The sequence below is a fragment of the Ruegeria lacuscaerulensis genome, from assembly GCF_013034745.1.
GTDB lineage: Bacteria > Pseudomonadota > Alphaproteobacteria > Rhodobacterales > Rhodobacteraceae > Ruegeria > Ruegeria lacuscaerulensis_B.
In genome coordinates, this window is the sequence record NZ_WQGP01000017.1 from 11,854 (window position 1) to 32,901 (window position 21,048).

The following is a 21,048-nucleotide window of genomic DNA, read 5'->3' on the forward strand; positions in this document are numbered from 1 at the left end:
GATATGGCCACCCAAAAGGAAGCTTATGATATCGCTGTGATCGGCGGTGGGAATGCTGCCCTTTGCGCGGCGATGACTGCTGCCGAGGCAGGCGCCCGTGTTCTGATCCTCGAAACGGCACCAAAACCCTATCGTGGGGGGAACTCCCGTCATACGCGCAATTTTCGTTGTATGCATGGTGCTCCTCTGGGCCCTCTAATCGAAGAATATAGTGAAGATGAGTATCTTGAAGATCTGCTCAAGGTCACTGGCGGCAAAACCGACGAACATCTAGCTCGCCTCGCGATCCGCACCTCCGAGGAATGCCTGCCGTGGATGGAAGAACACGGCGTGCGGTTCCAACCCTCTCTGTCCGGGACATTGTCGCTGGCGCGGACCAACGCGTTTTTTATGGGGGGCGGGAAGTCTCTGGTGAACGCCTACTACCGCACAGCGGCAGCTTTGGGCGTGGATGTTCTTTACGAAGCTGCCGTGACGCATCTTGAGCTGAACGGCGACCAGATTGAATGGGTCGACTACACCTATGAAGGCCAATCTCATCGCATCACGCCCAAGGCCGTCATCGTCGCCTCGGGCGGGTTTCAGGCCGACACGGATTGGCTCACCCGTGCATGGGGCGAGCCAGCAAAGAACTTCCTGATCCGGGGGACGCCCTATAACCGGGGGGTTGTGCTGGCTGATCTGTTGGATCAAGGCGTCGAGAGCGTCGGCGATCCAACCCAATGCCACGCCGTCGCCATTGACGGGCGGGCGCCGAAGTTCGACGGCGGCATCGTCACCCGTTTAGACTGCGTGCCGTTTTCAATCGTCGTGAACAAGAATGCCGAGCGGTTCTATGACGAGGGCGAAGACGTCTGGCCCAAACGCTATGCGATTTGGGGGCGTCTGGTTGCCGCGCAACCGGATCAGGTAGGCTATGTGATCATCGATGCGAAGTCGCTGAACCTGTTCATGCCCTCGGTGTTCCCTCCGCTAAAGGCGGACACCTTGGAAGGGCTGGCTGGAATGATGGACCTGCCCGCCGACAAGCTGAAGGCGACCGTTGCTGAATTCAACGATGCATGCGGCGACACCAGTGGATTTCACCCAACTGAGTTGGACGGGGTCACAACCTCGGGTCTGACGCCACCCAAGACCAACTGGGCTCGTCCGATCATCGAGCCTCCATTTTATGGCTACTCGCTGCGCACCGGTGTGACCTTCACCTATCTGGGCCTGAAGGTCGACGATACGGCTCAGTGTTCGACTCCCAGCGGCAAGATCAAAAACCTATGGGCCGCGGGCGAGACGATGGCGGGTTCGATCCTGGGGCAGGGGTATCTGGCCGGCTTCGGCATGACCATCGGAACCGTTTTTGGACGTATCGCAGGACGTGAGGCTGCAGCCTATGCAAACTGATCTTATTCAAGAAGCCCGCCGTCAGGCAGAGATCTGCAACGCCTGTCGCTACTGCGAGGGTTATTGTTCGGTCTTCCCGTCGCTGCACGCGGAACGCGCGTTCTCTGATGGGGACATCACGCAACTGGCCAACCTGTGCCACAACTGCAGGGGGTGCTACTACGCCTGTCAGTACACAGCTCCGCACGAGTTTGACCTGAACCTGCCGAAAGCTCTGGCCGAAGTGCGGCGGAACAGCTGGAAAAGCTTCGCTTGGCCGCAGCCTCTGGGGCGCCGGTTTCACACACACGGCGGGGCCATAGCCTTGGCGCTTGTAATCGGATTTGCCCTGTTGTTCTGGGCAATTCGTGCCATCGGATCAAGCGGAGGAGAGGGGTTCTATACCGTCCTGTCCCACAATGCGATGGTCGCAATCTTTGCGCCCGCATTCCTTTTGCCACTCTTTAGCTTGGCTATCAGCCTGAGGCGCTATTGGACGGAGGTTGGTGGCAAACCTATCCAAATGTCTGATCTGATAGCTGCGTTCAAACGCGCTGGCAAGATGCAGGACTTGGCCGCAGGCCACGGCGAGGGTTGCAATTTCGAGGACGAAGACCGGTTCAGTCAGGCCCGACGCCACATTCACCAAGCCATCATGTACGGCTTCCTGCTGTGCTTTGCGTCGACCTCGGTGGCAACGATTATGCACTACGGGTTTGGGTTGCACGCGCCCTACGGGTTTTGGTCGTTGCCAAAACTGTTCGGGATTTCGGGCGGTGTGTTGCTGACAGTGGGTTGTGGAGCGATGGCTCTGCTTAAGCAAAAGTCGGATCGCGAGCTTGGCGACCCGTCTGCATGGGGTGGGGACATCGGTTTTATCCTGTTACTCGGTTTTGTCGGCCTCAGCGGGCTGGTCCTCTACGCCCTTGGTTCGACTATTCTGATGCCCGCGCTGCTTGCCATCCACCTTGGATCGGTTCTGACATTCTTCCTGCTGACGCCCTACACTAAGATGGCTCATGGCTTCTATCGGCTCGCGGCTTTGGTCAGAGACGCGCAGCGGAAGAGAGAGTTGTCAGGTGTTTGCTAGTAAATTTCTAGCGCTAAAGGAGAAAAAGAAGTCGCAATTGAAGCGCATTTCGATGCGATCGCAGGTTGGCTCAACCCGTTTGGGCGATCAATTCTCTGATGGTGCTCATGACGTCGGCAACGTGATCTATGTCCAGTGCTGCGGCATGCGGGTTTACGAAAGCGCCACTGTCATTGTCGAAATAGGCCCCTGATGGGTCAGCAAACCGCGCGCCCAGGGCGGCCTCGATCAGGATATCCGCACCGATGTTCATGCCATTCCCGGCAACGCCAAAGCCTTCTTGCACCATTTTCGAGGCCAAAAGTGATCCGGGATTTACCGCGACCATCACAGGCGCATCAGCTTGGGATTTGGCTCATTCCCGGGTCGCCAGCTTGCTCTGAGAATAGACTTCCATGTCCGCCAGCGGCACATTGCCCTGCATGACCCTGATGTTCACCGGGGCTTGTGCGGCAGATGAGAGGTTCACGACACGCCTGTTTGCCGGAATAATCGGCTGCAGAAAATCGGTCAGCAGGTACGGTGCAAGAGTGTTTACGACAAAGCGGATGTGCAGTTCGACTTGATCGAGGGAAGCTATGATCCGGCACTCAGGAAGCCTCCTTGGGAAGCATAAGCTAAATTAGGGCTGGGGGAATTTAGATATCCCAACGCCAAGGTCGAAGACAGGCGCTAAGCGGTCACGCCTTGTGCAGTCGCGAAAGTCTAATGTGTCCCGCAACTTGATCTTTGGCCTCCAAATTTCTCAGCACCGCCTACGAACGGCGGATATCTTCGTCGCGTTGCAGTACCGAAGACAGCGCACTTGCAGCGATTTTCGTGCTGCGAACGCGCTCAACGAGAAATTGGCAAGTCGGCTGGGGGCTCAGGGCGGTCGTTCGTCGAAACTTCGTGAGCAGCCACTTTGCGGACTTTGCGGACGTTTCTGATGTCATAGTGCAATCTGTCAGGGTAAACGTATTTCTGCGGTCAAGCTGACTCTACAGATGGTCGTTCATAGCAAAAGGACTCTTCATGCCTCACGTTTCGATGGAATTTTCTAAAGGTCTTGAAAAAACTTATGATATTCAGTCGGTGTGCGACCAATTGTATGACGTCCTCGCTGATCAGGATGTATTTGATCCACCAACAATAAAAATTCGAGCAACTTCAGTGGAGTTCTTCCGTATTGGGACCGAACCTCAGACGTTCGTTCATGCAACTCTCTTACTTATGGACGGTCGCGACGAATTGACCCGAGCACAACTCAACACAACAATTGCCGATTTACTGAGGAAGGTTCTCCCTGATGTTGGGAGCATAACGGTTCAAGACGTCGAAATGACTCTTGCCTCGTATGCTAAGCGCTTACTGTAAACCCTGGCTGATGCCGAAGCTTGGCAGCAATGGGCTCGGTGCAGACGTTCGGCAGAATTCAGTGAATGTCTGCTGCGCGAACGAAGTTGACGTTCAACAAATCTAAGTGAAGGTCCGCATACTGTTCAAAGCCGCACAACATACTCATACTAGTGGTCAGAGAAAAAACTCTGCCCGTTCCACTACCCAAACCATTGCGACCAGACTTGCGCACGCAGCAACAACAGTGCGAGAACCAACCCAGATACGCCCTGGTTGTTTGCGCAGCAACAAAACCAACGGCCAGACCAATAAAACGATTATGATTTGTCCAACCTCTACTCCAACGTTGAAAGCTAGCAAGCTGTGCCAAACGTTTGGTGCATCGACACGTAGAATTTGGTGCAACATGAAGGAGAAGCCGAACCCGTGCAGCAAACCAATCCCGGACGTGATGGCAAAGGCCTTCAGGTCGCCATGTCCTTTCTCAGGTGGCCAAACCGCCATTGCAGCTGCGTAGATTATCGAAAGCGCTATTGCCAATTCGACGGTTGGGATGAACCATGCTCCGCTCGGCGCGAAACCAAAAAAACCCAAAATCAGTGTCACCGTGTGGCCCAAGGTAAAGCCTGTGACGCGGGCAAGAAGGCTGTGCAAGTTTAGCGCACCGATGATCATGCAAAGCACAAACAAAACATGATCGGGACCTTCCAAAATGTGCCGAATTCCCTCAGCAAAAAAGGTCGAAACGGCTGCGGTCGCTGATCCGGATATTTCGACCGGGGTATGCATCAAACCCCGCGCACGATATGTTCGAACATCCTGCCCGTTATAGTCGAGGATCAAGTTCGCCGTGTCATCTTGTCCAGGAAGCCCCGGATATGACGTATAGGACAAACTGTATGCTCCTACCTCTCCCGTCACAAAGCGCAGGTGCACGTCAACCATCACCTCGCCAACATAAATCTCCTCATTGATTGTAGAAACGTCCCTAGGCGCAAGTGCCGAGCGTGCCTCATTGAGCGTAGCAAATCCAGGTTCCTGCCCCAAAGGATGCAGTCTTATCGAGAAGATTTCGGGGGTTTGTCGATGACCGTCGATAGACAGCACAAGGAAGTTTTCAGCAATACGAGCCAAGCCGGTTGGATCTTTGTGCAACGCGGCTTGATCCAAGTAGTGCATGAGCACGCCATCTTCGATCTGATTGTATGTGTATGGAGCTGGTTTGGGCAAACCGTCCGGGCCCTCGGTACCGACGAGTTCCGCCACCAAATAAGGCATCGGAAGGCGTAAATAGACATCAAGGCCATCTTCCGAGTGGGACACATGGTGAATGCGAACATTCTGGTTTAGATTGAAATGCGCTTCTGCTCTGCCCGCGCACAAAAGGATCGTGGCAAACAAGAACGAGGCAAAAAACAACCTGGCGACAACCACTGAATTACCCTCCTGTTTTGGCGCTGATAATCGTCAGGTCGTCAAGCATCCATTGGTCGCCATGCCGCGAAACGTCGAGCAAGCCACGATAAGAAACCGCTTGCCTATGCAGGTGCCCCCAATGACCTCCGCTTACGCGAGCTGTCCAACTCGCCAGGGCCTGATGCCGATTTCTTTCTTCGCCGGGCGTGAAACTCTCGACATTCAGGTCTGAAATCGCTTCGACGCGAGCCATGGCGCCAGAGGGTAACGTAACTGACAAACCACGACGCATTTCTGCTTGAACCTTGACGCGATTAGTTGCTTCGACATATGTCTCCATCGCCGCTAAGGCACTATCATCCCGCGTCTCAAGCATCGTGGTTCCGATATTGGCCACCAGCCCTTCCACGATTTGACGCGATGCGATTTCATCCGACTCAGGCGCTGACGACGGGTTGTTCAGCGAGTATGTGACAATCGCGGCGGCACCGAATGCCCCGCTCAGGCCAAGCAAGATCAGACGCTGGCCGTTTGTGCGCTGCAACGAGAAATAGGCGCATATCAAACACAGAAAACTCAAGCCGAACGCAAGCGAGGGCACCTGTGTTGCAGCCGCGACTTTGACGACGACTGGGCTTGTCTTTGGGTTGGTCCAAGTTGTCAGGTAATTGTTCCAACTTACAACGGGATCGGATGCATAAATCTGCGAGGGGACCGCCCCTGCCGGATCTGAAAGGGTGATCGGAATAACATCCAAACCAACTGGGAAAAGCTCCCATGCCAGATCAACTCGGTTCGGCAAAGTCGAAACCGGATAGGAAAGGACGACGCCCAGTAACATCGTCTTTCGGTTTGCCTCGGCTTGATCCGGAAGAACACGCAAACCTTCGGCACCAACTTTGATACGCGAGACCTGCACCGTTTCCGGTTTCATCGGCTTGCCATCGACGGCGAGAGGGTTTCTCGTCTCAAAAAAGTCCGAGACGTCAGACTTGATCTTGATGACATCATCTCTGGTCAGTCGGTCAGCATCTCCAAAGCCCAAGTCCACCCAAGTCTCAAGGTCTTTCAAACGCAATATGACCTCGTGCTGGACGACACGCGGTTCCATGGCAAGAAAAGACATCATCGGGGATTTGTGGTGGCGAGTGAGGTTTGGATTCTCAAACTTGCTGAACCAAGGGTCTTCCCAATCTGGCAGCATCGTCTCAGCCTGAGAAAGGTAACGATAGTCTGTCACTGGAACGCCCATATGCTCGGCCACGACGCCAAGTGAAGCCAAGGGAATCCCGTCTGGACTTAGGGGGGGAATGAACGTGATCTGTTCCGGCTTGCCATTGAACGGAAACTCCATGTCCACGTAGACGACATTTTCGCTACGCGGTCGCGGTCGATACAGAGCGCTCGCTGCCGTTTGCCGAGAAATTCTGGGGCGCACATCAATCGTATTCGTTGTGTTGGACAGTTCCACATCGTCTGCCCAAACCTGAATGTTCTGACCTGTACGCTCAGCCAGCGACGTACCCGAACCATCATCTGGAATGACGAATATGGGATAGTCGTTCAAATCGACCTCAAGGAGAACCCGCACATGATCAGGCTGCACCGAAAGCTCAACAAAGTTCGGCGCGGTTTCTCCGCCGTAGGGAGACACGAGATCCGCAATCGATTGGCTTGCGCCAAACGCGATACTCGCAAGCGACGAGCCCACCCAAACCCATGTTTTGCTGCGTTCGCCAATCTTAGAAATGAAACGCGACGGCAGCATAGATACCATTCTGGTCCACATCATAGGCAAACTCCCCATCCGAACGGTCGGTGGAAAAGTCGATTCCATAGAACTGATAGCCAAACCGCAGAGACGTGTTTTCCCAGCCTTTCCAGTCAAACCCAGCCACAACCAGGTATTGCAGGTCATCGCCATTCACACCGAAACCACTCAGTTCAGCCCGGCTGGCGAAATTCCATTTGTCGTTGATTTCCGAGATATATCGAAGTGCGATCATTGGTTCGAGCCATTCTTCTGTCCCACCCAACGTCATACCTGGGCCGGGGCCTGCAAAGTCGATTTCCTGTTTGATCCGGTTCCACTGAACACCAATTGCGGCATCCGCTGCATAGCGTTGGCCCGAGGCATTTACTCCGTTCGCAAACCGGTAAGCGCCCTGCACGTTGGCAAAGGTCTGCCGGACATCAACATCAACGTCCACCCTGCCACCGGGTAGAGTTCCATCTCCGCCAAGCTTTACGTAGTAAACTTCTGAAATGATCCCGAAGTCGCCGTTCCAGCCCTCGTAACGTACTGAAGCTGCGCCTTGCAACACATCCAGCACCTCGCTCAGGTTCAAGTCGAAATCGACGCTGGTTCCATCTATAGTTGATGTGCCCGTCGTGCTGAGCGGAAGAAACAAATAGGGCGTGATTGAGTGTCGCCAACCGCCGTCATCATCTTCAGAACGTGCAAGTGACTGGGCGTTTGCTGCGTTGGATATAGCGACAAGCGACCATCCAACGCAGACCAAATAGCGAGTAATCAATGAGGTATGTTGCATAGAGATTTCCGATCAGAATTAAAAGAACCGGCGCGTTATTAAGACGCGCCGGTCAAATTTGACTTTATTCATCGCCCGGATACAAGAACTCTTGGCCTAACGCTTCCGAAGCTTCTTCGTAGATGGGTCGCAAAACGTCGTCTACGTCGTCAAAACCACCCTTTGTGAACTCTGAGAACTCCATTACTTCTGGAGAAAGTCCAACCTTTTCCGCATAAGCGGTCTTGTCAGCAGGGTTTGGCGGCTCAGCTGGTGCAGCGAGAGGCGGTGCCCAAGTGTGCTCTTCCGTTGCTGCCATCCGAACCGTAATCGCGTCTTTCGTGACATTCCAAACCATGAAGTCATCTGCCAGACTTAGCGGACCATCATAAGTGCTGCGTATGCGCTCGAATACATTGTTAGAAGTGTCGAAGTCATTGAAGAAATGATAGGCGACCGCCATTCGTGGTTCGATATCGCTCATGACTTTTCCGAAGGCTTCGGGCGCCGTATGTACTTGAGTTCCAACCAATAAAGCGGACTCGGGTGTGAAACCCATCTTTGCTACAAGGTCGGGAACCGCTACGAAGCATTCATGGATGGCGAGGTCTGCGTTCTTAGCGTACTCCTTGAACCACTTGTTCGGATAAGTGTCTGAGCTAAAAACAAATTTTAAACCATTCCATTCCAGTGCGTAGCTGATTGCACCATCAATTGAATGGATGGCTGGAAAAGTACGAATTTGGACGCCATTTTCTTCGTAAATTACCTCGTTCTCTAACCTGTAATCGAACTCATTAACCTCCATTGAATAACCGCGGAAATCAGTGACTCCTGCACGGCCTGCTAGGTCCCATGTGAGCATCTTTTGCATATGATCTAGTGCATAAGCAGTGCCAAGTTCTTCTGATGGTCCACTTGGGCCCCAAACCCGTAGCGGAATATTCCGCCCCATCAATGCGCCACCGATGAACAGGTCATGCAACGCGCCGAAATGGTCGGTATGAAGATGGCCGATGAAGACCTTGTCCAAATAATTATACGGGATTTGCAGGGAAGAAATTCGCTCGGCCGATCCCGAGCCAATATCGAACAAGAACTTGTCTCCGTTGCCCAATTCCACAAGGAAACACGCAGCAGCCTGAGCAGCCCGCGTAGTAGGCATTCCGGTTCCACACGCGATGACCCGCATCTCGTCTTCAGCGAGATCTTCGGTATTGGGGTAGTACACATCGCGAGGGCGATCACGCACCATCGTAGGAGAAACTTCTTCTGTTTCCTGCGCGTATACAGCCGAAGGCGCAATTAACTCCATGACTGCTTCAGTGACAGCTTGTGGAGAAACAGCCCAAGCGCCAATTATCGCTCCACATACGAAGTGCTTGCCGAGACTTCTGTAGTTCATACGTTTGGCCATGTGTCATCCTCCAGTCGCTTAGTAGATTGGCAAGCTGGGAATGCGGAGTTTCGCGCTCCGGCTCGCTGTTTTGGTTAAAAGTTTAGGGTTTAGGGGACTTTCACGTAAGTGACTCACGGTGAATAACGGGGTGACTCACATGCCAATAAATGCAAAAATACGAATGTGGTACGGCAATCTGACAACATCTCGGACGGCGAGAAGCGCGCTGCCCTCGGCAGGTTGATTGCTGACGCTCATCTGGATGGATCCGATAGGCTTCAGGCGTTCCTGACGTACATCGTCGAAGAAGATCTCGCTGGTCGGGGAGATCAAATTCGCAGCAAGACTATCGCCCAAGATGTTTATGACCGCGATACCTCAGAGGGGACCGACCCGGAAAATATCGTTCGCGTCGATGCACGTCGACTTCGTCAGTTCTTGGAACTGCATTACGAGGGTATCGGTAGGGATGATCCGGTAAGACTGTGTGTAGACAGCGGCGGATATAGGCCGCGGTTCGAAACTGTCTCAGAAACCAGTTCAGTATCAATCTCAACAAAAACCAAACGCATTGGACTACCCTTAGGGGCGTTCGCCATAGGGGCCGTCGTTGGCGCGTTGGTCGCAGTTGGTCTTGCCCAAGATGGACAGGAAACTGCTTTTGCTGAAGTGAGTGGTTCATCAGAAACTGACACGGACGCATACTTGCAGCGCGCGGCAATTTACGAGAAATCCCTAGCCGCGTTACAAGCATTCAATTTGGCGCAACAAGCGCGGACAATGATATTTCCGATCTTCGACCGACAGCGGCAGCTACTTGTTCTGTCTGTGTTTGAGGGCGTGATCGAGATCGACCCAGAATATTTCGCTGGATATGCCGGTGCAGCGCAGGCACTCGCGTCACTTGCGGTGATAACTCCGCCATCCGATGCCAAGACCGAATACGCTGAAGCCGCTATGAAGCTGGCGAACCAGGCGGTAAGCCTTGCCCCAGATCAAGCCTGGAGCCAGTCTGCTAAAAGCTGGGCCAGTTTTGCCAATCGCGATTATGAGGCTGCGCTGCAACTCAGTAGACGCGCATCAAAACTTGATCCGAATGATGGAGCAGTCCTCGACTTTCTTGGCGCGGTGGCCATGTTTTCAGGCGAATTCGAAGAAGCTATTGAAACAGCAGACAGGCTATCTCTGCTGGATTCCAGCAACCAAAGATTTGCAAATCGAAACATTTCCGGCGCGACGTATTTTCATCTGGGTGAATATCAAACAACGGTAGAGCGCTTTGAAGAGGCAAAGCAACTTGGCGATCCACTCAGCGCTCCTTCACTAGCTTATGTAACGGCAGCGTTGTCAGCTATGGGGCAAGACTATGCGGCTAAAGCCAAACTGGCTGAACTTGAGCGCGCATGGCCGGAAGCACCGATAGATGCGATGCTCAAAAGTATCCACAAAGATGTCGAGAACGCAGAGGCCGTGCTACGCGAGTTACGAAAACAAGGCTGGGTTAGCCCAATGCGATAGAATCGCGCACAACAGCGGGGCGGAATACGAAGGTCGAAAAAATCTCCGCTGGCGCAGGTCCTCCGGTCAAAATTCCTAAAACCAGCGCGAAGTTGAGATCGATAGTGGGAAGCAAGGTAAGCGACGTCTTCTCAGATTGCGTAAAATTTGCTTTCTTGCGCAATGCCGTCGCCAGTGCGGACTGCAGAAACCGGTATCTTTGGGCTCTCAACAGCCATTCGCTGTACTAGGAATGAAAGATCGCTCCGCCTTAGCCTTTAAACAGCACCCTCGCCAGTACCAGCGACCACCCGCCAGAGCCCGGAACGACTAGTCGGTGACCGAGCCAGAGCCTGTGAACGGGTCTCTAGTGGTCTCGAAAGGTGTCCTACAACCCCAGCCAGTTCAATCATACATGGAACGGCGGCATGCCACAGGGGCTCAACTCTCCGAGAAATGCCCGTTTATGCCTCGGCTGTTCTGGCACCCTCTGACCTCTCGTCTTTCATGAATTTTTTAACAGGGGTCCTATGGGGGCGGGGAATAGGTATATGTAGTGAACAGAAACCGGAGAATAGAGAAGCCCGAGTATCCTCGTTTCTGATCCACAATATATAGAGGGAGGAGGAGGTTGTAGGGGAGATTGAGGACCCATAGCACTCGCAGCCAACCGACGTTCACTGCTGGTTAAATCTCGTAGCGGTGAATTCATGATTGGGTTTTCAATTGGTCAAGGCCTGAAGTCATTCACCGTTCAGTCACGAGACCGTCGACAATCAAAAGTTTGCGACAGAGTCGAAGCTGAATTCCGAAGCGAAAAAGCTGGTCAATGATGACGGCGGTGCGCTTGTCCCGATGATTGCCAACCACATCATGAGTGTCAGCAGCACTCTGACGCAGGGCAGTATCGCCGCAAATAGGGAAATGGATGTTGCCAAAGCTCACGAGCGTTGTTGGTTTGCCTAATAGCGTATTTCCCGTCCGACGGTCTGACACCGGTAGCTTTCTTGGCCTGCAGCGATAATTCTTGTCGCTTGCAGGCCTTTTTGTCGCGAACGCGCTTGTCTCTTGTCGAAAGCTGGGCAAGCTCGAAAAATGAACCGGAATCGTACTACAAAACGTCTGGACCGCCGTGCCACCGGCTGTAACCTTGTTCCGCAACGGATGTGATCACCCGAAAGGGCGCTCTATCTGCACGAACTCAGGCGAATTTGGAATACCACGTGACCGCTCAACGCTTGCGCTTAGCCATTGATACTGGTGGCACATTTACGGATACGGTGCTTGTATCCGGCGACGAGACCATTGTTGCCTCGACCAAGACTTTGACCACCCACCAAAACCCCGCAGATGGGGCGATGGAAGGCGCGCAGCGCGTCATCGCCCAGTCCGGGCGCGCGTTGAGCGATGTGACAGGCTTCATCCACGGCACAACACTGGCAACCAATGCGTTGATTGAACGACGCGGCGCGGTTGTGGCGACAGTGACGACTGAAGGCTTCCGGGACATCCTGGAGATCGCGTACGAGCGGCGCTATTCGCAGTATGACATCAACTTGGAGAAGCCCGATTTGCTAGTACCACGTGAACGGGCGCTGACCGTTCGGGAACGTATGGCGGCAGACGGCAGCGTCCTGATCCCTCTCGACGACGACGCGATTGATGCGCTGATGGCTGATCTATACGTCAGCGGTGCCGAGGCGGTCGCGATCTGCCTGATGCATGCCTATGCCAATCCCGAGCACGAGCGCCGCCTGCGTGACATTCTGGCCGAAAGACGCCCGGACCTGACGGTCTCAATCTCGTCCGAAGTAAGTCCCGAGGCGCGCGAGTTCGACCGACTCTGCACCACTGTTGCCAATGCCTATATTCAGCCGCTGATGGAAAGCTATATTAACCGGTTCGTCACCCGGTTCGAAGCCGAGGGCGTGACATGCCCGATCCTGATGATGACCGCCGGAGGCGGCATGTGCACCGAGCGGACTGCCACCCGATTCCCGATCCGGCTGGTGGAAAGCGGTCCTGCAGGGGGCGCTATCCTTGCCGCGCGCATCGCGGCGCGGGCCGGGATTGGCGATGTTCTGTCCTTTGACATGGGCGGCACGACCGCCAAGCTGTGCCTGATCGACAATGCCCGGCCCCAGACCTCGCGCCAGTTCGAGATCGCGCGGGCGGAACGTTTCATCAAGGGATCAGGCATGCCGGTGCGCATCCCGGTGGTCGAGATGATCGAGATCGGCGCGGGCGGCGGATCCATCGCCGGTGTCGACCGTCTGGGCCGTCTGACTGTCGGCCCGAAATCCGCCGGATCGGAACCCGGCCCGGTCGCCTTTGGCCGGGGCGGCACTGAGCCGACCGTGACTGACAGCGACATTACGTTAGGCTATATCGCGCCAGATACATTCGCCGAAGGGCAAATCCAGCTTGATCCGGATGCCTCCAAGGCTGCCCTGACCCGAGTGATCGGTGAAAGGTTGGAGTTGGATGCCGTAGGCTCGGCAGATGGGGTCAGTCGCATCGTAGACGAAAGCATGGCTAGCGCCGGGCGCATGCATGCGGTGGAATCGGGCAAGGATCTGGGCCCGCGTACTATGATCGCATTCGGTGGCAACGGTCCGCTGCATGCCAGTCGCGTTGCACGCTCTGCCGGTGTGTCGCGCATCGTGATCCCGCCTAACCCGGGCGTTGGGTCCGCAGTTGGTTTCCTGTTCGCACCTGTGTCGTTTGAGATCGTCCGCTCACGCTACTCCCTGCTCAACAGCATGGATATAGATGGCGTGAACGACCTTTTCGAAACAATGATTGCCGAGGCAAAGGAGGTCGTGGCCCAGGGTGCCAGCGGTACGGCGACCGAAACCCGGCGGACCGCCTTCATGCGCTATAGTGGTCAGGGGCACGAGATAGAAATCACGCTCCCAGACCGTGCATTGGGGGCGGATGACATCATCCGCCTAACCGCCGCGTTCGAGGATGAATATCGCAAACAATTCTCGCGCCCTGTGCCGGGAATGGCGATCGAGATTCTCAACTGGGCCGTTCGGGTCGCAACCCCAAACAGCGATGTGCCTCCGATGCCGGAAACACCTGATCGCCGTGCCTTTAACGTGGCCGAATGGCGACTCATTACCTGCGATGTTGACGGTGTTTTGAAAGACGCGGCCTTTGTTGCGCGCGCGGATCTGAAACCTGGTGATTTCGTTCCCGGCCCCGCACTGATCTATGAACCGCAAACCACCACGCTGGTCTCGGCTGATTTCTCGGCGCATGTAGACGCAATTGGGAATCTTGTCCTGATCCATGACCAGACAGGAGGCGCTTTATGACTGCCGATCTTTCTCCGGCCCACCTGCAAGTGATGTGGAACCGACTGCTGGCGGTGGTCGAAGAACAGGGGCAGACCCTGATCCGAGCGGCGTTTTCGCCAATCGTACGCGAGTGCGGCGACATTTCTGCCGGGATTTTCGACGAGCAGGGCCGGATGCTGGCGCAGGCCGTCACCGGCACACCGGGACATATCAACACCATGGCTGCGGCAGTTATGCATCTGCGTGAGCATTTCCCGGAGCAGACCATGAGACCCGGCGACATCTACATGACCAATGATCCCTGGCTTGCCTCGGGGCATCTGAACGACTTTCTGCTGATGATGCCGGCGTTCAAGTACGGCAAGGTCGTGGGCTATACCTCGTGCACCTCGCATCTGGTCGATCTGGGTGGTCTTGGAATGGGGCCCGAAGGGTCGGATATCTATGACGAGGGGCTTCTGATCCCCCCTTGCAAACTGGTCGAAGAAGGCACTCCAAACGCCCTGCTGTTAAATATCATTCGCGCCAACAGCCGCGAGCCGATTGCAAACGAAGGCGACATCTATGCGCTGATCGCTTGTTGCGAGACCGGCGTGACCCGGCTGGTCGAGATGATGGACGAGTTTGGCATCGACGATCTGGACCGCTTGGGCAGCTATATCATCGACACGTCGCGCCATGGCACGCTTGAGGCAATCGCCGAGGTGCCGGAAGGCGTATACAAGAACGTCCTGAAGATGGACGGCTACGAAAATGAGCTGGTGATGCAAGCGACACTCACCGTCAGCAAGTCGGGCATGCATGTGGATTTCACCGGCACTTCAGGCTGTTCGCGCAAAGGCATAAACGTGCCGCTCAACTATGCCACCGCCTATACCGTATTCGCGCTGCGCTGCATCGTTGGTCCGGATATCCCCAATAATGCCGGGTCGCTGGAACCGTTTACCGTGGACGGCCCTAAGGGTTGCATTCTAAACGCCCAACGTCCGGTTCCAGTGGCGATGAGGCACACGCTGGGTCAGGTCACCCCCGATCTTGTGCTGGGTTGTCTGCATCAGGCCTTACCCGACGCGGTCCCGGCTGAGGGTGCAAGCTGCATGTTTGACCTGCCCATGCGTCACGCTCCCGAAGTTGCCCGCGACGGTGGCCGCGAGTTTGCGATTGAGCCGGTTCATAATGGCGGCACCGGCGCGCGGCCTCATGCGGATGGGCTGTCAGCCACCGCCTACCCCTCGGGGGTGTTTGGCAGTCAAGTCGAGATTACCGAGAGTGTGGCACCGGTGACCATCTGGCGACGTGAACTGCGCCCCGATTCTGGCGGCGCGGGCAAGTATCGCGGCGGTCTCGGGCAGCGGATCGAGATGACCTCGTCCAATGACGCGCCGTTCATCGTATTCCTATCGGTTGAACGGCTGAAGTTTCCCGCCCTTGGCCGCATGGGCGGGCAGCCCGGCGCGCCAGGACGCATCCGTTTCCGCGACGGCGACAACGACCTCCCGGGCAAGGGAGAGCTACGCGTCGAAGGCGGCGATTACCTGATCTTCGACACCCCCGGCGGTGGCGGGTTCGGCGCCCCTACTGACCGTGACCCCGATGCGCTGGCGCTGGACCTCAAACGCGGTCTGGTCACCGCTGAGGGTGCCAAAGCCTATGGAGGTGACGCATGATCCGCCCGGTTCCCCATGTGGATGCGATGACGGCCTATGCGCTGGCTGATCTGGGTGGCGCGGGCGTCATCTCACTGGCCCAGAACGAAAGCGCCTTTGCCGCAAGCCCTAACGCAATCGCAGCTGGGCAAGCGGCAATGACCAATCTGCCGCTATATCCCGACCCGGAATGGCCCGATCTGCGTGCTGCAATTGCAGATGTGCACGGGCTGGACCCGGCACGGATACTGTGCGGCGGAGGCTCGATGGAGTTAATCGGTTGCCTGATCCGGGCCTATGCAGGCCTCGGTGACCAGGTACTGGGCACAGACTTCGGATACGCGTTTGTGTCCACGGCAGCGGCGCAGGTGCAGGCTGATTACGTCAAGGCCCGCGAGCTCGACTTGACCGTCTCCGTCGACGGCATCCTGGCCACGGTGATGCCCGAGACCCGGATCGTCTTTATTTGCAATCCCGGCAACCCGACCGGCACTTTGATCCCCAATTCCGAGGTTCTGCGACTGCGGGACGGATTGCCTAAAGATATTCTGCTGGTCGTGGATCAGGCCTATGCCGAGTTTTCCGATGATGCCCATGACCCCACCGAAATATTCGCCCTGACAAACCGCGGCGATACCGTGGTCATGCGTACATTCTCCAAGGCCTACGGTATGGCAGGCGCGCGCGTTGGATGGGGCTACTTCCCAACCGAAATCTCGGGTGTGATGCGCAAGCTTCTAAATCCCAACAACATCTCGATTGCCTCACAGACCGCCGCCGCCGCCGCCATGCGGGATCAGGCGCATATGCAAAATGTGGTCAAACGGACCGCCGAAATCCGCGACAAGTTTACTGAAGACTGCCGCGCAATGGGCCTGAACGTCCCGGAAAGTAACACCAACTTTGTTCTGCTGCGCTTTGCCTCGGATGAAGAGGCGCAACGTGCGGATGCGGCCCTGCGGGCCGAAAATCTGATGATGCGCGGCATGGGTGGCTATGGCCTCAACGACTGCCTACGCGCCACGATCTGTGAGGTATCGGTCATGGATCGCTGCCTGAAGGTGCTGAAAGGGGTGTTGTCATGAGCTACGAAACCCGCCGGCGGGCCAAAATCGGCGTCCTGGTGCCTTTCACCAACACCAATCTGGAACCGGATATGGAGTTGATGCGGTCGCCGGATACTACCATCCATTTTCAACGCATAGGCGGCTATGACGTGGATCAGATCCCCGGCACGGAACAAATGGCTGGGCTGGGTGCTTCGGATATCAGCCATGATCTGCGAATGATCTCAGGCGTGCGCCCCGATGTTGTGCTTTATGGCTGCACCTCGGCAACTTTGACCCATGGACCATCCTTTGACGCCGACTTGGCACGCGAAATCAAAGAGGTATCGGGTGCCTTGTCTTTCACGGCGGCAGGGGCGCTTGTGGCCGCGATTCAGGCGCTTGGTGTGACCAAGATCGGTTTCTCTTCGCCCTATCTGGGCGAGATCAACTTGCAGGCAATGGAGTTTCTAGCGCACAACCAGATCGCAACCGTCAAATGTGCCGATGTAGGTCGCGAGCTGGGCAACTATGGGCAAGGCGAGCTGACCCCGGACGAAGTGTTCGATCTGGCCTGTCAGGCCGATCACCCCGATGCGCGCGCAATCGTTCTCAGCTGCACCGACATGCGATCAGTCGAAGCTGTTGAACGCATCGAGGTTGCGCTGGATAAACCAGTAGTCACCTCCAATCAGGCGATGATATTTTCGGTGATGCGTGCGTTGAAACTGCCGCGTCGAGGCAACGAGCCGGGCCGGTTGTTTGATCTGCTGTAGGTTGGCATGGACACAGAGTTACGCGCGCTAGGTGGAGGCGCCACTTTGGCTCTGTTACAAGCCTTAGTGCGAACGGACAGGTGTTCCGGAGCACTTCACTGCTTCTCTGGTCGGTCACCAATCGGCACGGTCGGAGAACGGGATCACCTACGGGATTTACTCGGCTGGGATCAGTGACGAGCAACGCCGGTCGATCGTTGACCAGATACGGCTTCCGGTATGAGTTTCCCGGACATTGATGCGTTCGAGGAGCGGGCAGCCATCGCTGAATACGATGGCGGTTGCACCCGCAGGGCAGCGGAAGATCTGGCTGCTCGTGCTCAGGGGTTTCCTGACACTGAAGCCTACTGGCAATGGTTGGCTGACTATGTCGTCGACCGAAGACCACCTTCATAGAAAGAACCCTCGGCGGCCCTTAGCGGGTTGCCGGGGGATCTTCGCTTTGCTTTCTCTTTGCTTAAATGGGCATTTTTCGGAGCTGTCGGAACAACCACGTTAGGTGACGGAATAAAATGCCGAAAAAAATATCAGTTCAGTAGGCACTTAAAGGGCTAAATTAGGTGATCGGCATGGTCTCTGCTTACAGAGCTTCTTATGAAACACAATATTATTGATTTAGTTCAGTAAATCTCCCTAACTAGAATTCGTTGGTCAGCCCTACTTCAATCGTAGTTTCATCATAACTGAATGCGTCAATTCCACTTTTCACCCGATTGTAACTGCCCTCAACGTACGGGATCAGCCCGTTCCCTAATATTGTGTCACGCTTTTCAATTCTGAGACGCAGGCCATACTGATCTTCGTCAGGATTGCCGAAGAAAAGTGGGTTGGTCTCAGAGAACGATTTGACCGCAAAATAGACCTGAGGTTCAATGACAAATCCAGCACCGGCGTCAAACGAGCCAAAAGCCTCCAGACCTGCGATGTCAAAAGTATCAATGTCGCGATCGGTTGATTTGGTTTCAGCAAAGATTGCAATTCCAACAGTGTTTCGCCCCAAAAATGAACGCCGTACCCCAAATCTCGCATTCACTGTGTGCCCACTGAAGGTATCATCGAATTTATTGTTCAATTTAAACCCTGAAATCGAACCAAACACCGAAACGGCTTGCGAGTTTCTGGTCTCGAACGCAGTCTCTAAACCCAACCTGTCCTCAAAGTGTTCATCGGCAATGAAGCGTGTCGAGACTACTGGGCTAAAAACAACTGTTGTACGTGGAAAAACCAAGCGGGCTCCGCCTCGCGCACCCAAAGTCACGTCGCGAAACGATTTCTCATCTGAAATATCTCCAAATGAGAACACCTCTGCGAAGCCAATTACCCGACGATCTTTTGTTGAAAGCCTGTTCAGACTTTTGCGCCACAACGCTGATACAGAATATCCGACACCATATGTAGTCTTGCTGGAGCGATCTAAAGTTGCTGGTATAGGTATCCCGAAGAAGTCTAATTCAATCTGGTCTGTGTCGTAGTTTCGCGTAGAACCCAATTTTTTTAACCCAAACTCAAAATCCAACTCAAACCCTCGCCGCGCATCAATTTCTGCAATAAAAGTTAGAACTTTTTGTCGAACAGGCTCCGGAATATCACCCGACAGCACCTTAAAAAACTCGGACCGCGAACGGTTCCATTGTTCGCTTAGGAAATAAGCCAGCGCCAACTCCAAGCGCACACGTGTAAGGTTAGGATCTTCCGCAAGAATGCTAAGGTATATTGCAATTGCTGTACTGTAGTCACCGCGGCTAGTGGCGGCGAGCCCCGATTTGAACCTGGTATCGGTGGCGGCCGGATCGGTGGTTGATGCATTCGCTCCACTGGGAACCACGCAAAAGGTTAGAAAAAAGACTACGATCAACCGCAAAAAAGTCATCGCGACTCCACTGGATTATTGTTTTCTTCTGCGATCTGAATGACTCTGTGCACGCCTTTTGGGAACGGTGCGTGAAGTGTCACATATGCCTAATGACTATTCGCAACGGAGTAGTATTGCGTTGGCCGCAATTCAGCTCTTTGCTCAATTTCCGCCGAACGCTCCCATATGCCAGACTCCACCCGGACCGGAAGTTGAATACGTGCCTCCAACTTCGTTGGCAGACGGACCATAAAACTGCCCTTGTGCAGAGCCAGATGTACCCGTTCCCGTCACAGTTGCCGTGAACCCTGAGCCGCTAACCGTGCCTGAACCGCTAAAATCCAGTTCCGGTGCACTGCTCGTTGCGGCTGTGTTGAGATTTACAGCTGCCGTGTTCGCACTATCGATGCTTGCAGTGTTGAAATCCGTGGATACTGTGACCGTGGATACTGTTTGGTATGGCTGGCCATCTGCACGACGAGCCACTCCCAATCCGACGCCCTGATATGTTGCGCTGACTCCAACAGGAACGTCAGTAGCTTCTGTTTTAAGCCCATAACTTCCTGCACCAACGGTTCCTGCGCCTGTGCCGGCCCCTGTCACCCATGCACCATAGGTCTGGTATTCATAACCAGCTTGTCCGGGATTGATAAACGTCGCGGAATCTTGACCATCAGCTGTTACATAGCCTGTAACAAATGGAGCATCGATCCTAGTGTCGCCGTTTCTCGTATCAAATGAAACGGACGATCCAGGTGCGCTAGCTGTCAATGCAACTGGCGTTCCGTTTCTGGTGACTACGCGGGTGGTGCTTTGTGACGGTCCAGATGGGTTAGTTATTACCACTTCCCCAGTAGTGGGGTCGGCAACGTAGTTCGCCGTAACAGCCTGACCGTCTATGTCAGTCGTTCCATTATCGGGAATGTTTGAAAAACCGTTAAACGGCTTAACGGTTGCCCCTGAGTCAATGCTTTCGCTGCCCAAACAAGCCGTCAAGGCCGTGCAAGCCAATGCTCCAGAAATAGTGCGAAATATGAATAGATCAGCCATCTCTTCCTCCCAAAAGAAACTCCGAAAGTACCTCAATATATATTTTTATTCGAATGTATCGTTGACATAGATCAAGGGGGGTAGCTGCATCTCACGGTACGATGAGAAAAGAACTTGGTGGGGGGAAAGCAAATGAAGACAACTACTTTGAAGTTGATTGCAGCGTTGAGTTTAGCTGCGTTGCTTGGCGCTTGCTCAAGCACGTGGGAAGAAGATGGGATCAACAACTCTGGAATCACGGCGGCAGCGGGTGCGACTAGAACAGCGGAACAGATAGAGTTGTTTAGCGGCAAAACGGCCTCTCAGGAATATACCGTGATCCAAGAAATAAAAGTGGCAGTAAATAAAACTACAGTGTTCAATGAAGATCCGACCGTCACGCAAGTTGAGGCTCGGCTGCGACAGAGCGCGGCTGAGTTGGGCGGGGATGCAGTTGTCAATGTAGTCATATCTCAAGTCAAAGTACGTGCAATGAGTTGGGGAGGTCGCATCGGCGAAGGTACAGTTGTTAAGTACAAATAACTTTGTGTTGTGTCGGTTCACCTATCATGGGGTTGTGCTTATACCGCAGTCAGAAACGCCCTGTACTCACCCTCGAAATGCCCCCGAAACCGCCCCAATTCTGGTCATCGCTTGGAAAAGCCTATTGGTTTCATCGGACGGCAAGGATTCCTACCACCCCAGCCAGTTCATCAGAACATGGAACGAGACTAGGAACTTGGGGT

At 54.6% G+C, this 21,048-nt stretch carries 16 protein-coding genes; 9 read left to right on the forward strand and 7 right to left on the reverse strand.

The genetic code is table 11. The features are described 5' to 3' along the window. The first annotated feature begins 3 nt into the window (after positions 1-3). Complete coding sequence (tcuA, locus tag GOV79_RS21640) at positions 4-1,398, forward strand: FAD-dependent tricarballylate dehydrogenase TcuA (protein WP_170791710.1); 1,395 nt, start codon at positions 4-6, stop codon at positions 1,396-1,398. Next, positions 1,388-2,467, forward strand: coding sequence for a tricarballylate utilization 4Fe-4S protein TcuB (tcuB, locus tag GOV79_RS21645; RefSeq protein ID WP_170791711.1), 1,080 nt, complete (start codon positions 1,388-1,390; stop codon positions 2,465-2,467). Before tcuA ends, tcuB begins: the two co-directional genes overlap by 11 nt. Before the next feature lie 70 nt (positions 2,468-2,537). On the opposite strand, the gene GOV79_RS22255 is transcribed toward tcuB, so the two are convergent. Then, positions 2,538-2,798 carry a hypothetical protein gene (locus GOV79_RS22255; protein WP_174839534.1) on the reverse strand — a complete coding sequence of 87 codons (261 nt, stop codon included), beginning with the start codon at positions 2,796-2,798 and terminating at the stop codon, positions 2,538-2,540. Between the two features lie 683 nt (positions 2,799-3,481). Here GOV79_RS22255 and GOV79_RS21655 point away from each other — a divergent pair. After that, entirely contained in the window at positions 3,482-3,823 is a 342-nt protein-coding gene (locus GOV79_RS21655; protein WP_170791712.1) for a 5-carboxymethyl-2-hydroxymuconate Delta-isomerase, read from the forward strand. Between the two features lie 156 nt (positions 3,824-3,979). On the opposite strand, the gene GOV79_RS22610 is transcribed toward GOV79_RS21655, so the two are convergent. From GOV79_RS22610 to gntH, 4 genes are all read right to left on the reverse strand, one after another. Next, complete coding sequence (locus GOV79_RS22610) at positions 3,980-5,239, reverse strand: HupE/UreJ family protein (RefSeq protein ID WP_170791713.1); 1,260 nt, start codon at positions 5,237-5,239, stop codon at positions 3,980-3,982. 4 nt (positions 5,240-5,243) lie between these two features. Further along, entirely contained in the window at positions 5,244-7,058 is a 1,815-nt protein-coding gene (locus tag GOV79_RS21665; RefSeq protein ID WP_170791714.1) for a hypothetical protein, read from the reverse strand. Continuing rightward, on the reverse strand, positions 6,964-7,773 hold the full coding sequence (locus GOV79_RS21670) for a hypothetical protein (RefSeq protein ID WP_170791715.1): 810 nt from the start codon (positions 7,771-7,773) through the stop codon (positions 6,964-6,966). The genes GOV79_RS21665 and GOV79_RS21670 overlap by 95 nt, the downstream gene beginning before the upstream one ends. A 64-nt stretch (positions 7,774-7,837) precedes the next feature. After that, positions 7,838-9,169, reverse strand: a complete 1,332-nt coding sequence (gntH, locus tag GOV79_RS21675; RefSeq protein WP_170791716.1) for a guanitoxin biosynthesis MBL fold metallo-hydrolase GntH — start codon at positions 9,167-9,169, stop codon at positions 7,838-7,840. Positions 9,170-9,334: 165 nt separating this feature from the next. On the opposite strand from gntH, the gene GOV79_RS22615 reads away from it, so the two are divergent. The 5 genes from GOV79_RS22615 to GOV79_RS21700 all read left to right on the forward strand — a co-directional run bounded on the left by GOV79_RS22615 (position 9,335) and on the right by GOV79_RS21700 (position 17,421). After that, entirely contained in the window at positions 9,335-10,669 is a 1,335-nt protein-coding gene (locus tag GOV79_RS22615) for a tetratricopeptide repeat protein (protein WP_170791717.1), read from the forward strand. Positions 10,670-11,871: 1,202 nt separating this feature from the next. After that, positions 11,872-13,971, forward strand: a complete 2,100-nt coding sequence (locus tag GOV79_RS21685) for a hydantoinase/oxoprolinase family protein (RefSeq protein WP_170791718.1) — start codon at positions 11,872-11,874, stop codon at positions 13,969-13,971. Next, complete coding sequence (locus GOV79_RS21690) at positions 13,968-15,620, forward strand: hydantoinase B/oxoprolinase family protein (protein WP_170791719.1); 1,653 nt, start codon at positions 13,968-13,970, stop codon at positions 15,618-15,620. The genes GOV79_RS21685 and GOV79_RS21690 overlap by 4 nt, the downstream gene beginning before the upstream one ends. After that, the gene (locus tag GOV79_RS21695) at positions 15,617-16,684 is read left to right on the forward strand and encodes a pyridoxal phosphate-dependent aminotransferase (protein ID WP_170791720.1); all 1,068 of its coding nucleotides are present in this window, start codon (positions 15,617-15,619) and stop codon (positions 16,682-16,684) included. The genes GOV79_RS21690 and GOV79_RS21695 overlap by 4 nt, the downstream gene beginning before the upstream one ends. Beyond that, positions 16,681-17,421, forward strand: a complete 741-nt coding sequence (locus tag GOV79_RS21700; RefSeq protein WP_170791721.1) for a maleate cis-trans isomerase family protein — start codon at positions 16,681-16,683, stop codon at positions 17,419-17,421. Before GOV79_RS21695 ends, GOV79_RS21700 begins: the two co-directional genes overlap by 4 nt. A 637-nt stretch (positions 17,422-18,058) precedes the next feature. Here GOV79_RS21700 and GOV79_RS21705 read toward each other — a convergent pair. Both GOV79_RS21705 and GOV79_RS21710 read right to left on the reverse strand, forming a co-directional pair. After that, positions 18,059-19,291 (reverse strand): tetratricopeptide repeat protein, encoded by a 1,233-nt coding sequence (locus GOV79_RS21705; RefSeq protein ID WP_170791722.1) that lies wholly within the window; start codon positions 19,289-19,291, stop codon positions 18,059-18,061. A gap of 144 nt (positions 19,292-19,435) precedes the next feature. Continuing rightward, positions 19,436-20,323: a transferrin-binding protein-like solute binding protein gene (locus GOV79_RS21710; protein ID WP_170787421.1), complete on the reverse strand. Its 888-nt coding sequence runs from the start codon at positions 20,321-20,323 to the stop codon at positions 19,436-19,438. Positions 20,324-20,455: 132 nt separating this feature from the next. Here GOV79_RS21710 and GOV79_RS21715 point away from each other — a divergent pair, with 132 nt between their 5' ends. Continuing rightward, positions 20,456-20,845, forward strand: coding sequence for a hypothetical protein (locus GOV79_RS21715; RefSeq protein WP_170791723.1), 390 nt, complete (start codon positions 20,456-20,458; stop codon positions 20,843-20,845). Positions 20,846-21,048 lie beyond the last annotated feature (203 nt).